The organism is Pacificispira spongiicola (assembly GCF_012926505.1).
Classification (GTDB): Bacteria; Pseudomonadota; Alphaproteobacteria; order UBA8366; family Aestuariispiraceae; genus Pacificispira; species Pacificispira spongiicola.
The window spans coordinates 451,376-466,530 of the sequence record NZ_JABBNT010000005.1 but is presented as its reverse complement, the minus strand read 5'-3'; the positions used below and the strand labels follow the sequence as shown (position 1 = coordinate 466,530).

Genomic DNA, 15,155 nt, shown 5'->3' with positions numbered 1-15,155 from the left:
ATGGCTGACATTGCTATTCGAGATGTCGAAAAGCGCTACGCCAACGGCGCGCATGCGGTGAAGGGCGTGTCCGTCGATGTGGCGGACGGCGAATTACTGGTCCTGCTGGGCCCGTCCGGCTGCGGCAAGTCCACCTTGCTGCGTATGGTCGCGGGGCTTGAAACCATCACGGACGGGGAGGTCGCGATCGATGGCGCGCGGGTCAACGATGTCTCCCCGGCGGACCGGGATATCGCCATGGTGTTCCAGAACTACGCGCTGTATCCGCATATGTCGGTCTTCGACAATCTGGCTTATGGCCTGCGCAATCGCGGTGTGACCAAGGCCGATATCAAACACCGCGTTGATGAAGCTGCCGCCATTCTGGGGATTGAGGACTATCTGGACCGTCGCCCCAATCAACTGTCCGGCGGTCAACGTCAGCGCGTCGCCATGGGCCGCGCCATCGTGCGGGAGCCCAAAGCCTTCCTGTTCGACGAACCGCTGTCCAACCTGGACGCCAAGTTGCGCGTCCATATGCGGATCGAAATCAAGCGCCTACAACGCCGCCTGGGCGTCACCAGCCTGTATGTCACCCACGATCAGGTGGAGGCGATGACCCTGGGCGATCGTTTGATCGTCCTGAACGCGGGCAAGGCGGAACAGATCGGCACGCCGATGGAACTGTATGAAAATCCGCAGACCTTGTTTGTCGCGGGGTTTATCGGCACTCCGGCCATGAACCTGCTGCCGGGCAAGCTGGAAAACGGCGGCGTGACTTTTGAAGGGGGCGCCAACCTCCAACTCCCAGACATGCTTTCGGGCAAGGCCGCTTCAAAGGATGTCGTTCTCGGAATTCGGCCGGAACATTTGCATGCGGCGACCGGGCAGGCGGAAGTCGGTTTTACGGTGACGACCGACCTCATTGAACACTTGGGGGCGGATACCTTGCTGCATGGGCGGCTGGGCGGTAACGGCGGACCGGCTCTGACGGCCCGCTTGCCGGGCAAGGTGTTCGGATCGGAATCCGATCGAAACGGATTTGGTATCGTCCCGGACAAGCTCTTTCTTTTCGATGCCGGGACGGGCCATCGCATCTGACCGATAGGGCCTGTTTGACGAAAAGCCGCGCCATTGTGCGCGGCTTTCTTTTTTCCCAAAACACGCACTATAGTTCCTTGCGTATTTCGGTGAATGAACTATAGTGCATGTTAATCAACGGGCGATGGCGGCGGTTTCCGCGGCATTCCGTCCGGCAATTCAAACCGGCTCCGTGACCGTCGATCGGTCGGGCAGCCTAGAAGAAAGAGCGAGTTAGGGATGGCCTACGAAAATCTGATCACCTATGACCGCGATCCGGAAAGCTACAAGCACTGGACGCTCGACGTGGACGGCGACGTCGCCACTCTGACGCTGAATGTGGACGAGGACGGCGGCCTGCGCCCCGGCTATAAGCTGAAGCTCAACTCCTACGACCTGGGCGTCGACATGGAACTGCACGATGCGCTGCAGCGCGTGCGTTTCGAACATCCGACGGTCAAATCGGTGATCCTGACCTCCGGCATGGACCGGATGTTCTGCGCCGGCGCGAACATCTACATGCTGGGCACCTCCACCCATGGCTGGAAGGTCAACTTCTGTAAGTTCACCAACGAAACCCGCAATTCGATCGAAGACAGTTCGGAAGTATCCGGCCTGAAATTCATCGCGGCGTGCAACGGCACGACGGCGGGCGGCGGCTATGAAATGGCGCTGGCCTGCGACGAGATTTTCCTGATCGACGACCGGTCCAGCGCGGTCAGCCTGCCGGAAGTGCCGCTTCTGGGCGTGCTGCCGGGCACGGGTGGCCTGACCCGCCTGACCGACAAGCGCAAGATGCGCCGCGATCTGGCCGACGTCTTCTGCACGTCGACCGAAGGTGTGCGCGGTCAGCGCGCGAAGGAATGGAACCTGGTCGATCATATCGCACCGAAGCAGGTCTTCATGGACAAGGTCCGCGAACGCGCCGCCGAGCTGGCCAAGACCAGCAAGCGCCCGTCCAAGGCCGAAGGCGTCAAGATGACGCCGGTCAAGCGCGAGGTCCGCGACAACGGCTATTCCTATCCGACGGTGGACGTGACGATCGAAGACCGCATCGTCACCCTGACGGTCAAGGCGCCGACGGAAGCCGTGCCGTCCGACATCGATACGATCCTGAAGCAGGGCATGGACTGGTGGCCGCTGGCCATGACGCGCGACCTGGACGATGCGATCCTGATGCTGCGCACCAACCATGAAGAAACCGGCCTGTGGCTGCTGAAGACCGAAGGCGACGCCCAGCGCGTGCTGGAGGCCGACGCCGCCGTTCTGTCCAACCTGGACAACTGGTTCGTGACGGAAGTGATGGCGATGATGCGCCGGACCTTCGCACGCATCGACGTGTCCTCGCGCAGCCTGTTCGCGGTCATCGACGAGGGCAGCTGCTTCGCCGGCAGCCTGCTGGAACTCGCCTTCGCGTCGGATCGGTCCTACATGCTGTCCCTGCCGGACGATGAGGCGGCCACGCCGAAAATCATCCTGGGCGACATGAATTTCGGCCCGATGGGCGAAGTGAACGGCCTGACCCGCCTGCAAACCCGCTTCCCGGGCGAACCGGCGGTGAACGATCGTCTGAAGCCGATGATCGGTCAGGAACTGACCGGTGAGGACGCGGAAGAGGCGGGCCTCGTCACCTTCGCGCCGGACGATCTGGATTGGGAAGACGAACTGCGCCTCGCCATCGAAGAACGCGCGTCGCTGTCCCCGGACGCCCTTACCGGCATGGAAGCGAACCTGCGCTTCGGCGGTCAGGAAACCATGCTGACGAAGGTCTTCGGCCGTCTGTCCGCCTGGCAGAACTGGATCTTCATCCGCCCGAACGCGGTTGGAGAGAAGGGCGCCCTGAAACTCTTCGGAAGCGGCACCAAGGCCGATTTCGACTGGAAACGCGTATAACCCACGGGAGGTTCCAAGTTATGGCTGCGATCGATTACCAAGAACGTATTCCGAATAACGTCGATCTGAACAACGACCGCCGTCTTCAGCGCGCGCTGGAGCATTGGCAGCCGAAGTTTCTGGACTGGTGGAAGGGTCTGGGGCCGGAAGGTTTCATGGGGGCCGACGTCTATCTGCGCACGGCCGTTTCCGTCGATGCGAAAGGCTGGGCCCATTTCGGTCATGTCAAAATGCCGGAATACCGTTGGGGTATTTTCCTGGCCGATCGCGACCCGAACCGCACCATCGGTTTCGGTGACGAGATGGGCAAGCCGGTCTGGCAGGAAGTCCCGGGCGAACACCGTTCCGTTCTGCGCAACCTGATCGTGACCCAGGGCGATACGGAACCGGCGTCGGTCGAACAGCAGCGTCTGCTGGGTCAGACCTGCCCGTCGCTCTACGACCTGCGCAACCTGTTCCAGGTCAATGTCGAGGAAGGCCGCCACCTGTGGGCCATGGTCTATCTGCTGCACGCCTATTTCGGCCGCGACGGCCGCGAGCAGGCGGAAGAACTGCTGATGCGTCATTCGGGCGATGCGGACAACCCGCGTATCCTGTCGACCTTCAACGAGCCGATCGACGATTGGCTGAGCTTCTTCATGTTCACCTATTTCACCGACCGGGACGGCAAGTATCAGCTGAAATGCCTTGCGGAGAGCAGCTTCGATCCGCTGTCGCGCACCTGCCAGTTCATGCTGACGGAAGAAGCCCACCACATGTTTGTCGGCGAAACCGGCATCGGCCGCGTCGTGAAGCGCGCGCTGGAAGTCATGCAGGAAGCGGGCACCGACGATCCGGAAGCCATCCGCAAGGCGGGCGCCATCGACCTGCAACTGCTGCAGCGTTACGTGAACTTCTGGTTCTCGTCCTGCTTGGACCTGTTCGGCTCCGAAAAGTCGTCCAACGCCGCGTCTTACTTCGCGTCGGGCGTGAAGGGCCGTGCGGATGAAGCGTCCTACGAAGATCACGTCTGCATCGACAGCATCTTCGAACTGGAAGTGCCGGACGAAAAGGGCAAGGCGACCATCGAAGAAGTGCCGATGCGCAACGCGATGAACGAAGTCGTGCGTCAGGCCTATATCAAGGACTGCATGGTCGGCGTCACCCGCTGGAACCGTTTGATCAAGAAGGCCGGTTTCGACTTCGAAATCACGCTGCCGAGCGAACGTTTCCGCCGCGGCATCGGCCCCTGGGCCGGCATGCCGATGGACCCGCAGGGCAACATGCTGTCGCAGGAAGAATACGAACGTCGCAAGACCGAATTCCTGCCGACCGAAGCCGACCGGGCCTATGTGAAGAGCCTGATGAAGCCGGTCATGGAACCGGGCAAGGTCGCCAGCTGGATCGCGCCGCCGGATCGCGGTATCAACAACCAGCCGGCCAACTACGAATACGTCCGCGTTCACTAAGATCGTCGGATAGAATTAAGAAAGGCCCCTCGCTCCGGCGGGGGGCCTTTTCCTTTGGCGGTGGCGCTTCCGTTATTCGGCCTGGGTCAGGGCATCGAGAATTTGTCCGAACCGGTCCGTGCCTTGCGCTCCTGAAACCAAGTGTTGGCGGTTGAATATGATCGCCGGAACGCCGGAGATACCGGCATCTATCCAAAATTTCTGAGCCGACCGGACATCGCTCGCGAAACGCTGATCGGTCAGTACGGCGAGCGCCTCGTCGCGGTCCAAGCCGATCTCACCGGCAATATCGGCGAGGGTCTCGACTTGTCCCACCGCGCGACCGTCCGTGAAATGCGCGCCGAAAAGGGCGAGTTTCATATCATGCGCCCGACCGTGCAGCCCCGCCCAATGGATCAACTGATGAGCCAGAAAGGTGTTCTGCATTCTGGTGTCATCTGTGAAGTGGAATGCAAAGCCAAGGTCTTCCCCAATGTCCGTAAGGCGCTTGCGATTGGCGTCGCTGTCTTCGGCAGAAATGCCGTATTTTTCCATCAGATGCTCGCGCAAATTCTGACCGTCTTCCGGCATTTGGGGATTGAGTTCGAAGGGATGCCAGCGGATTTCCGTCGAAATCCCCTTTTCGTCCAGGGCGGCTTTCAACTGGTGATACCCGACGACACACCACGGGCACATCACATCCGAAACAATGTCGATCTCTAGGGGGGTGTCGGCCATTTTTCGATTCCAATTCTGCCTATTCGGCGGGCAAGCGGCCCGGCATTGATGAGTAGGATTGAAAGGTGGCGCGATGATCGGAAAAGGCAAGAAAGCCGGGTCGGCTGGACTGTTTGCTTTAGCGCAGCAACCCGCGCGCCAGGGATTCCAGGGCGTCGAGGCTGTCTTCGACGCTGCGCCCGCTGGTGTCCAGGACGGCGTCGGCCTGACGATAGGCCGGGTCGCGGGCGGCGAGGATGGCTTTCAGGTCTTCCATCGCCTCGTCATTGCGGGCCATGGGACGGAAGTCGCCCTGTTTCAGGACCCGGTTCATATGTTCTTCGGGGCGGGCCTTGATCCAGATCGTATGGCAGCGATCCAGCAGCAGTTGAAAGGTCGAGGATTCCGACACGATCCCGCCGCCGGTCGCGATGACGGCGGTCTTGTTCTTGTCGATCGTCGTTTCCAGGGCGCGGCGTTCCAGGCGGCGGAAGGCGGGTTGGCCGCTGAGCGCCAGGATTTCCCCGATGCTGCCGCCATAGTCCTTTTCGACCAGCCGGTTGATTTCCATGAAGGGCATATGCAGCCGGTCGGCCAGCAGGCGGCCCAATGTGGACTTACCGCCGCCGCGTAAACCGATCAGCGCGATGCGCCCGGCCTTGTTCGTCGCCAATCCTTGGGGGGAACACGGATTGCTGCCGACCCGGTCGAGGGCGATGCGGGCCTCGGGCAGGAGTTCCGGCGGCAGGCTGCGCAGCCGCGCGATCAGCGGCGCGAGTTCGGGGGAGGCGAGTTCCGATTTTTCCCCGCTGACCAATTCGGTGAGCGGATAGTCGACGGCGGTGGAAATCTGACGCAGCACGGCGACGGTCGGATTCCCGGTTCCGCTTTCCAGTTGCGCGAGGTATCGTTCGGAGACGCCGGAATCCCGGGCGAGGATACGGCGGGCCATGCCACGACGGGCGCGGGCTTCACGCACGCGTTCCCCCAGTTCCGCCAGATAGGCGTCCAGGTCGGGATCGCTGTTGTCCTGCCGTTCGCTCATTGCCTGTTTCTCAACGCTTCTATTTACTTATCGGTTTATGTGACATTTTAAGACGAAAAATGCACTATGGTTCTTTCCACACCCCCAGACATGCACTATAGTTCCTGTTGAAAGGGCTCCGCAAGGGGCGTGAACTAAATATTCAGGGATAGGGTGACGCATGAGCAACGAGGTCAAGATCCTGGTCGGTACGATGACAGGGACCGCTGAACTGGTCGCCGACGAAATCGTCGATGTGTTGGACGGCAAGGGCGCCGATGTCGAAGTCCTCCTGATGGACGATCTAAAGCCGGATGTCCTGAAACCCGGTCCGCTGTATATTCTCTGCGTTTCCACTTATGGGCAAGGGGACGTTCCGGACAACGCGCAGGCTTTCTTTGCGGCACTGTCCGAACAGAAGCCAGACCTGTCCGGCATTTACTACGGCGTGTTTGCGCTGGGTGACCGAACCTATATGCAGACCTTCTGCTTCGGCGGTCAGAAATTCGACGAGTTGCTGTCCGGTCTGGGCGCGACCCGTTTGGGCGACCGCAAGGAACATGACGCATGTTCCGGCGAGCTGCCGGAAGACCTTGCGGCGGAATGGGCGGAACAATGGTTCGAAGCGGCCGCAGAGGCGGCGTGATCCATGACGCTTGAGGATTTCAAAGCGATGATGGTGGAGGTTTCCGGCACAATCGGAAACCGTCCCCTCAATGCCGATCTGGATGCCTTCCTGAACGAGACCTATCCCGGTAACGGCGATATGGTGTCCAGGATCGGCGAGGCGTGCCGCGCCGGGATCAAGGACGGCTGGCTCTGTCAAAACGAACATGGCGGAATCAAGTTCGGTCGGCCGATCAAGCCGTCCGAGGAAACCGCCAATTTTTCCGTCGACGTCGTCCTGATGGACGATTGCCGCGGACCCCACCACGCCCATCCGACGGGGGAGATCGATCTGATCCTGCCGGAAGAGGACGGGGCGGAGTTCGACGGGCGCGGCCTCGGCTGGCTCGTCTACGAACCGGGAACGGCGCATTATCCGACCGTCAGCGGCGGTAAGGCGATCGTTCTGTATCTCTTGCCGAACGGCGCAATCGAATTCACGCGCACCAAATAACAATAAAAACGTCGCGCGGTTCAGTTACTTTGGGAGGAAGATGGGATGGCCGGACACTCAGCCGGTGGTGACCTGTATAATGCCGCGGAAGACCTGATCGGTCGGAACCTCGCGGCGGGCCGTGGCGACAAACCGGCCTTCATCGACACGAATGGCAGCCATAGCTACGGTGATCTGGACCGCGAAACGAAGAAATTCGCCAGCGCGTTGGCCAGTGCCGGGGTTCGGATGGAGGAGCGCCTGCTGCTCTGTCTTCTGGATACGATCGACTTTCCGGTCTGTTTCCTGGGCGCCATCCGCTATGGCGCCGTGCCGATTCCGGTCAATACGCGCCTGACGGCGGAAGACTACGACTTCATGCTGGAAGACAGCCGCGCGCGGGTGCTGGTTGTATCGGAAGCGCTGCTGCCGTCCTTCCTACCGCATATCAAAAACCATCCCTTCCTGGAAACGGTGCTGGTATCGGGTAAGGACGGACACGGGTTTACGCTTCTGTCCGATTTCGTCGCGGGTCAGTCCGAAGACTTCCAAACAGCGCCCACACGCCCGGACGATATGTGCTTCTGGCTGTATACGTCGGGTACGACCGGCAAGCCGAAAGGCGCGGTGCATCTGCAAACGCACCTGATCGATACGGCGGACCTGTATGCGAAGCCGATCCTGGAAATCAACGAAGACGACATCGGCTTTTCCGCCGCGAAGCTGTTCTTCGCCTATGGATTGGGGAATGGATTGACCTTCCCCATGTCTGTCGGGGCGACGTCCGTCCTGCTGGAAGGACCGCCGACGGCCGATGCCGTGTGCCAGATTTTGAAAGAACAGAAACCGACGATATTCTATGGCGTGCCGACGCTGTACGGCATGTTGCTTGCCTCCGGGGCACTGCCGAAGAAGGGAGAGCATTCGGTTCGTATCGCGACCTCTGCCGGGGAAGCCTTGCCGTCCGAACTGGCGCGGCGCTTCACGGATGTGACGGGCGTTCGGATTCTGGACGGCCTCGGCTCCACGGAAATGCTGCATATCTTCCTTAGCAACCGGATCGACGATATCACGCCGGGCGCGTCCGGGTTGCCGGTGGACGGCTATGAATTGCGGCTTGTCGACGACGACGGCACGGTGATCGAAGAGGCTGGTCAGATCGGCATGCTGGAAGTGAAGGGCCCGACCTCCGCCATGTTTTATTGGAACCAGCGCGAGAAAAGCCGCGAGACGTTCCAGGGGTATTGGACGCGCACGGGCGACAAATACACCCGCGACGAACGCGGCGTGTACGCGCATGCGGGTCGGTCCGACGATATGCTGAAGGTCGGCGGTATCTATGTGTCCCCGGTCGAGGTCGAAAGCGCCATTCTGAAACACGAATCCGTGCTGGAAGTCGCCGTGGTCGGTCATGCCGACCATGACGGTCTGATCAAACCCAAGGCCTTCGTCGTGACCCGACAGGAAATCACCGGCGACGCGGCCCTGGCGGATGAGATCAAGGCCTTCGTGAAGCAGGCGTTGGCGTCCTACAAATATCCGCGTTGGATCGAATTCATGGACGACCTGCCGAAAACGGCGACGGGTAAGATTCAGCGGTTCAAACTGCGGGACGGGTTCGAGTGATCGAACCGGATCGTTTCTTCGCAACCGTCGGGCAGGCGCCGAACGCGCACCGACTGGAATGTGAGCGTTACGCCGCGAGCACGCCGGGCCTGCCGACGATCGTCATGCTGCATGAAGGGCTGGGCTCCGTTTCCATGTGGCGCGATTTCCCGGCCCAGGTCGCGGACGCAACCGGCGCGGAGGTGCTGGTCTATTCCCGCTATGGCTATGGCAAGTCGACGCCCTGCACGACGCACCCGGTCGGCGATCGCTATATGCATCGCGAGGCGTTGGAGGTCCTGCCGGAATTGCTGGACACGCTGGGCATCGACAAGCCTGTGCTGCTGGGCCATTCCGACGGCGGGTCCATCGCCCTGATCCATGCCGGTGGGGCCGGGCGTCCCGTCGCGGGGGTGATCACCCTGGCGGCGCATGTCTTCAACGAAGATGTCTGCGTCGCATCCATCGAACAGGCGAAGACGGCATTCGAAACCACCGATCTGAAGGACAAGCTGGGCCGCTATCATGACGACCCGGAATCGACCTTCTGGCTGTGGAACCAAGCATGGTTGGCCCCCAGTTTCCGGCACTGGAATATCGAGGAATACCTGCACAGAATCACCTGTCCGGCGATGGTCATCCAAGGCGAAGACGACGAATACGGCACCCAGGCCCAGGTTGAGGCGATCACATCGCAGGTTGCCGGAGAGGTCGAGGGCTGTATCCTGCCCGCATGCCGTCATTCGCCGCATCGGGATCAGACGGAAAACGTGCTGAATTTCATACGCGGCTTCATGGAAAGACCGGATATTTCCGGTTAGGCGCATGCACGCCGGTCAGAAAGGTCCACTATGTCATTCCCGTCGATGAAACCGGCAGAGATTGAATTTCCTTGGCCCGAACCGCCGGGACCGGGGGAGATGATAGAAGTCGCGGACGGTGTGTTCTGGGTCCGCATGGCGATGCCGATCTCGCTGGACCATATCAATCTATGGCTCCTTGCGGACGGCGACGAATGGGTCGTCGTCGATACGGGCTACGGCCATGATGAAACCTGCGATCTGTGGCGGCAGCTCTTCAGCGGTGTCGCTGCGTCGCGGAAGCCGGGCCGTTTGATCTGTACGCATCATCACCCTGACCATTTCGGTCAGGCCGGGTGGCTGGAACGGGAATACGATATCCCGGTCTTGATGTCGGAAAAGGAATGGCTGCTGGGCACCTTGCTGGCCCGGCTCTCCGATGACCGCTTCGCGGCCGATCAGGACCGGTTCTATGACCGGAACGGTGTCCCGCAGGACTTGCGCCATCGTCTGCATACCGTCGGCAACGAATACCGCAACCGCCTGGGCACGCCGCCGGACACGTTTCAGCGCCTGCGCGACGGCGATACGCTTTCCATCGGGGGCCGCGACTGGACCATCATGATGATGGAAGGCCATACGGAGGAATTGACCGGGCTGTATTGTCCGTCGCTTCGGGTTTTCATCCCAGGCGATCAGGTCCTGCCGAAGATCACGCCGAACATTTCCGTCCATTGGTTCATGGATGGGCAGGAACCGTTGTCCGATTACCTGAAAAGCCTGGACGAGATCGGGGAACATCTGCCGGAAGACACGCTGGTCCTGCCGTCCCATAAGCTGCCGTTCTATGGCCTGCATCCGCGTCTGGCGGATTTGCAGCGGCATCACGCCGACCGTCTGGCCGTGCTGATCGATGCCATGGCGGATGGTCAGGCGCGCGATGCCTGGCAGCTACTGCCGACCATTTTCCCCCGCGCCATCGAAGACGAACATGTCATGTTCGCCCTGGGCGAGAGCATTGCGCATCTTGCGCATTTGGTGACGCTCGGGAAAATCGATCGGCTGCGCGAGGGCGGTAAGGTTCTCTATCGGATACGGGATGCGGAATGAGCGGACGCTATATCGAAGATTACACGGTCGGCGAGGTGATTGTCGCCCCGTCGATTTCATTTGATGAAGACTATATCATCGGTTTCGCACAGGAATACGATCCGCAGGGCATTCATATTGACCGGGATTATGCCGAAAACGGTCCGTTCAGCGGGTTGATCGCCAGCGGCTTCCAAACCGTCGCGGCCAGTTTCGCCAGCTTTCTGCGCATGGGCTATTTCGTGGAAACCTCGCTCGCCGGGCCGGGCATGGATGAAATCCGCTGGGTAAAGCCGGTGCGGCCGGGCGACAGCCTGACCCCGCACATTACGGTCGCGGAAGCCCGCGTTTCCAAGTCCAAGCCGGACCGCGGCATCCTGCATCTCGCCTGGGACGTCCGAAATCAGGACGGCGAAACCGTTCTGACCATGTCATCCATGACCATGATCAAGGCGCGCAATGGCTGATACGATCTTTCCCAATCTCTTCACCCCGATCCGCGTCGGAAAACGGACCCTGCCGAATAGGCTGGTCATGGGCTCCATGCATACGGGGCTGGAGGAGATGGAGGGCGGCGAAGAACGGCTCGCCGCCTTTTACGGGGAACGCGCGGCGGGCGGCTGTCCGCTGATCGTGACCGGGGGATTTTCGGTGAATGCGGCGGGGCGATTGAATGCCCACGCCGCCAGCTTCGATACCGACGCCATCGCCCGGGCGCATAAGCCTATTCCGGCTGCCGTCCATGCTAATGGCGGTGCGATCCTCCTGCAGTTGCTGCATGCCGGACGCTACAGTTATCACGCAGACAGCGTCGCGCCGTCGCCCATTCGGTCCCCGATCAACAAACAGACGCCGCGTGAACTGACCGACGCGGAAATCGAGGCGACCATCGAGGATTTCGCCCGATGTTCCGTTCTAGCGCGAGATGCCGGGTATGACGGTGTCGAGATCATGGGGTCCGAAGGTTACCTGATCAACGAGTTCACGGCCCCCTGTACCAATCACCGCACCGACCGTTGGGGCGGGTCTTTCGACAATCGCTGCCGCCTGCCGATTTCTGTGATTGAGGCGGTGCGGAAGGCGGCGGGTCCGGACTTCATCATCATGTACCGCTTGTCGGTCTTGGATATCGTGGAAGGCGGCAGCCCCCTGGAGGAAGTCCTGGAACTCGCACGCCGTGTCGAGGCGGCGGGCGCCGATATCGTCAATTCCGGCATCGGCTGGCATGAAGCCCGCGTCCCGACCATCGCGCAGGCCGTGCCGCGTGGCGCCTTTGCCTGGGCCACCGCGCGCGTGAAACCGGCCCTGACATCGATTCCCATCGTGGCGGTCAACCGGATCAACACGCCGGAAATCGCGGAGGAAATCGTCGCCACCGGCCAGGCGGACATGGTCAGCATGGCGCGGCCGTTGCTCGCGGATTCCCGTTTCGCGGAAAAGGCGGCGGCGGGTCGACCGCAGGCGATCAATACCTGCATCGCCTGCAATCAGGCCTGCCTGGACCATTATTTCCTGGGCGAGACCTGTAGCTGCCTCGTCAATCCGCGCGCTTGCCACGAAACCCTTCGGACCTGGACCAAGACGGACGCGCCGAAATCCATCGCGGTGGTCGGCGCCGGCCCGGCTGGTTTGTCCTGCGCGGAGGTTTTGGCGGATCGCGGGCATCAGGTGACGCTGTTCGAGGCGCAGTCCCATATCGGCGGCCAGTTTTCCCTGGCCAGCGCGGTGCCGGGGAAGCAGGAATTTCTGGAGACCCTGCGCTATTTCACCCATCGGATCGACGAACTCGGCATCGATTTACGGCTGAATACACGGGCGACGCCGGACGCGCTGAAAGACTTCGATGCGGTCGTGCTGGCCAGCGGTGTCGTGCCGCGCGTACCGGATATAGACGGCGTGGATCATCCCATCGTCATGACCTATGCGGACCTTTTGTCCGGCGCGCGGAAGGCGGGCGGGCGCGTCGCGGTGATCGGCGCGGGCGGTATCGGCATCGATGTGTCGGTCTTCCTGACGGAAGGCGACAGCGATGCCTATCACGAGGTAGAGGCGTTTTGCAGTTTCTGGGGTGTGGACCGTCCTGCCGAAACGCCGCCGCCGGTGCGTCAGGTTACGTTGGTACAGCGGCGGTCCGGCAAGATGGGCATCGGGCCGGGACGGACGACCGGCTGGGTCCATCGGCTTGCCTTGCTGAAATCCAAGGTCGAGATGATCCCCGATGCGATCTACGAGAAGATTGACGATGCCGGATTGACGGTTCTGTTGAACGGCGATCGCCGGGTAATTCCCTGCGACAGCATCGTTCTATGTGCGGGGCAGGAATCCCTGACGGATCTGTCGGAACCTTTGTTGGCGGCCGGGCAGGAAGTCCATGTCATCGGTGGGGCAAAACTCGCGACAGAAGTGGACGCGAAGCGCGCCATCGCCGAAGGGGTGGCGCTAGCCGCCCGTCTTTGACAGGCGTTTCATCCACGCCCGATAGGCCATCGGCGCGGCGATTATGACATAGACGATGCGCACAATGTGATGGGTCGCGACAAAGGCGACATCCGTCCCCAGCGCCAGGGCGACAAGGCTCATTTCCGCAAGACCGCCGGGTGCATAGGCAAGCACGACGCTGATCACCGGGATACCGGCCAGCCAGGATACGAAGACGGCGAATACAGCGGTCAGACCCAACAGGATCGCCGTCGACCCGACACTCATGGCAATGGTGCGCAGAACCTCGCGTCGCGCGATACCGGCGAAGCGGCAACCGATGACGGTGCCCATAACCCATTGCGCCAGACTGACGATAACGATCGGCGGCTGGGTGGCGGTGGTGCCGGACAGGTGCAGGGCCGCGCTCGCCAGCATCGGGCCGACCAGCATCGGCGCGGGGATGCGCAGGTACTTCGCCGCCGGATAGCCCAGGATGCAACTGGTCAGCAGCAGGTAGTCCTGCAGCGACACATCTGTCAGGGCGACACCGAAACGCGAACGGTCGGCCATGTCGATATGCATCGTCAGCCGGAAGAAGATCGGAATGCACAGCACCGTCAGCAGGACGCGGCTGGCATGGGTCAGCACGATACGGCGATCGTCACCGCCCATTTCGTGGCCGATCACCATCATTTCGTTCAACCCGCCCGGCATGGCCGCGAAATAGGCGGTGGGCCGATCATAGCCCGCAATCTTGCGGAAATACGGGTAACACAATGCGCCGCCCAACCCGACATAAGCGGCCAGCAAGGCAAGGCTGATCGTCCATTCCCCGGCGCGTTGCAACATGTCCGGGGAAAACCCGCTGCCCAACATGACACCCAGGATGGTGATCATCGCAGGCCGGATTTTGTTCGGGCCGTTAACGGGGAGTTTCAGCAGGGACGCGATCGTGCAAACGACCATGGGGCCGAGCATCCAGGGCAGCGGCATGGTCAGCCAATTGGCGATAAGCCCGCCGATCCCGCCGATGCCGAGCGCGAACAGCGTCTTGGTCAGAAGCGTCTTGTCGATCGTCATATGCCCGCCTTTCGGGCAAAACGAACGGCGGTTTGCCCCGGCAAGGCATGGCGTGTCGGCATGACGAGGTAGCAGTTGTCATAGGGCGTTTCGATAGTGTTCGGACCGTCCAGCGCGATCGGCGTTCCTTTTTTTGGAATGCATTCCAATCCGTTGAAGCTTTCTACGAAGCGGAGCCCGGAATGCATAACAGTCACTGCGTCCGTCACCGTCAGGACGGTTTGGTCCGGGTTCGCGGTGGGGGTAGGGCCGTCCCTCATATCCAACAGGCGCAGGAATCGGTCCGTTACGTCTCGCGCGACGGTTACCGTGCCTGTCTGCCAATGCTGGCCGCACTCGACCAGAAGGGAGATACCCGCACCGGTTTCCGGCCGGAACCTGTCGAAATCCCGCATCCGACGCCCGGCCTTGTGCCCCGCATCGCAGATGATCGCGTGGTCCGTACCCAGGGCACGGGCAAACTCCACGGCACGCGAGTCCAAACCGGATAACATCATGGGCGGGGAAAAGCTGCTGGTCGAATGCAGGTCCAGCAGATAGTCGACCTGTTCGACGATGGGGCGCACTTCCTGTGCCCGGCGTACCTCCCGCGTGGTGGCGGGGCCGTCCAGACGATCCGTATCCCAGACTCGGTTGAAATCCTCATCCTGATAGCGCGACTGATCCGGGTGGTCCGGATCGAAGCTCTTGAACGCCGCGACATTCATAAAGGCAACGAACAGGCGACCGCAGGCGGGGTGGAAACCGGATGACAGTAGTTCCGCCGCGACGATGGCGCCGCACAACTCGTTGCCATGGACGACAGCCGAAATCATCGCCGTCGGGCCGGGACGGCCCGAGTCCAACAGATGGATATAGGGTATCCCGGCAGTGCCGTCGGCAAAGCCGTCTATCTTGGGAGGGGAGATATCTACCTGAAACGAGGACGCGGATTGCATGCT

14 protein-coding genes are annotated in these 15,155 nt (G+C 61.2%); 10 read left to right on the top strand and 4 right to left on the bottom strand.

Features of this window, described 5'->3' with window-relative positions:
• The 3 genes from HH303_RS18045 (at position 1) to boxB (ending at position 4,400) form a co-directional block, all read left to right on the top strand.
• The gene (locus HH303_RS18045; protein WP_169626757.1) at positions 1 to 1,080 is read left to right on the top strand and encodes a sn-glycerol-3-phosphate import ATP-binding protein UgpC; all 1,080 of its coding nucleotides are present in this window, start codon (positions 1 to 3) and stop codon (positions 1,078 to 1,080) included.
• A 219-nt stretch (positions 1,081 to 1,299) separates the two neighbouring features.
• Complete coding sequence (gene boxC / locus HH303_RS18040) at positions 1,300 to 2,952, top strand: 2,3-epoxybenzoyl-CoA dihydrolase (RefSeq protein ID WP_169626756.1); 1,653 nt, start codon at positions 1,300 to 1,302, stop codon at positions 2,950 to 2,952.
• A 20-nt stretch (positions 2,953 to 2,972) separates the two neighbouring features.
• On the top strand, positions 2,973 to 4,400 hold the full coding sequence (gene boxB, locus HH303_RS18035) for a benzoyl-CoA 2,3-epoxidase subunit BoxB (protein ID WP_169626755.1): 1,428 nt from the start codon (positions 2,973 to 2,975) through the stop codon (positions 4,398 to 4,400).
• A 72-nt stretch (positions 4,401 to 4,472) separates the two neighbouring features.
• Here the strand turns inward: boxB and HH303_RS18030 are convergent, their stop codons facing one another.
• On the bottom strand, positions 4,473 to 5,117 hold the full coding sequence (locus HH303_RS18030; protein WP_169626754.1) for a DsbA family oxidoreductase: 645 nt from the start codon (positions 5,115 to 5,117) through the stop codon (positions 4,473 to 4,475).
• Positions 5,118 to 5,235: 118 nt separating this feature from the next.
• The gene (locus tag HH303_RS18025) at positions 5,236 to 6,141 is read right to left on the bottom strand and encodes a helix-turn-helix transcriptional regulator (protein WP_169626753.1); all 906 of its coding nucleotides are present in this window, start codon (positions 6,139 to 6,141) and stop codon (positions 5,236 to 5,238) included.
• Positions 6,142 to 6,301: 160 nt separating this feature from the next.
• Between HH303_RS18025 and HH303_RS18020 the strand changes: the two genes are divergently transcribed.
• The 7 genes from HH303_RS18020 (at position 6,302) to HH303_RS17990 (ending at position 13,170) form a co-directional block, all read left to right on the top strand.
• Positions 6,302 to 6,766: a flavodoxin domain-containing protein gene (locus tag HH303_RS18020; protein ID WP_169626752.1), complete on the top strand. Its 465-nt coding sequence runs from the start codon at positions 6,302 to 6,304 to the stop codon at positions 6,764 to 6,766.
• Between the two features lie 3 nt (positions 6,767 to 6,769).
• A complete protein-coding gene (locus HH303_RS18015; RefSeq protein WP_169626751.1) occupies positions 6,770 to 7,240 on the top strand; it encodes a 4-hydroxylaminobenzoate lyase in 471 nt (156 codons plus the stop codon).
• 45 nt (positions 7,241 to 7,285) lie between these two features.
• Positions 7,286 to 8,845, top strand: coding sequence for a benzoate-CoA ligase family protein (locus HH303_RS18010; protein WP_169626750.1), 1,560 nt, complete (start codon positions 7,286 to 7,288; stop codon positions 8,843 to 8,845).
• Positions 8,842 to 9,645: an alpha/beta fold hydrolase gene (locus tag HH303_RS18005; RefSeq protein WP_319637458.1), complete on the top strand. Its 804-nt coding sequence runs from the start codon at positions 8,842 to 8,844 to the stop codon at positions 9,643 to 9,645. Before HH303_RS18010 ends, HH303_RS18005 begins: the two co-directional genes overlap by 4 nt.
• A 99-nt stretch (positions 9,646 to 9,744) precedes the next feature.
• The gene (locus tag HH303_RS18000; protein WP_169626749.1) at positions 9,745 to 10,734 is read left to right on the top strand and encodes an MBL fold metallo-hydrolase; all 990 of its coding nucleotides are present in this window, start codon (positions 9,745 to 9,747) and stop codon (positions 10,732 to 10,734) included.
• Positions 10,731 to 11,180, top strand: a complete 450-nt coding sequence (locus tag HH303_RS17995) for a MaoC family dehydratase (RefSeq protein ID WP_169626748.1) — start codon at positions 10,731 to 10,733, stop codon at positions 11,178 to 11,180. The genes HH303_RS18000 and HH303_RS17995 overlap by 4 nt, the downstream gene beginning before the upstream one ends.
• Positions 11,173 to 13,170, top strand: a complete 1,998-nt coding sequence (locus HH303_RS17990; protein ID WP_169626747.1) for an NADPH-dependent 2,4-dienoyl-CoA reductase — start codon at positions 11,173 to 11,175, stop codon at positions 13,168 to 13,170. Before HH303_RS17995 ends, HH303_RS17990 begins: the two co-directional genes overlap by 8 nt.
• On the opposite strand, the gene HH303_RS17985 is transcribed toward HH303_RS17990, so the two are convergent.
• A complete protein-coding gene (locus HH303_RS17985) occupies positions 13,153 to 14,214 on the bottom strand; it encodes an AbrB family transcriptional regulator (protein ID WP_169626746.1) in 1,062 nt (353 codons plus the stop codon). The two genes, HH303_RS17990 and HH303_RS17985, sit on opposite strands and share 18 nt — an antisense overlap.
• On the bottom strand, positions 14,211 to 15,152 hold the full coding sequence (locus HH303_RS17980) for a M14 family metallopeptidase (RefSeq protein ID WP_169626745.1): 942 nt from the start codon (positions 15,150 to 15,152) through the stop codon (positions 14,211 to 14,213). Before HH303_RS17980 ends, HH303_RS17985 begins: the two co-directional genes overlap by 4 nt.
• Between the last annotated feature and the right edge of the window lie 3 nt (positions 15,153 to 15,155).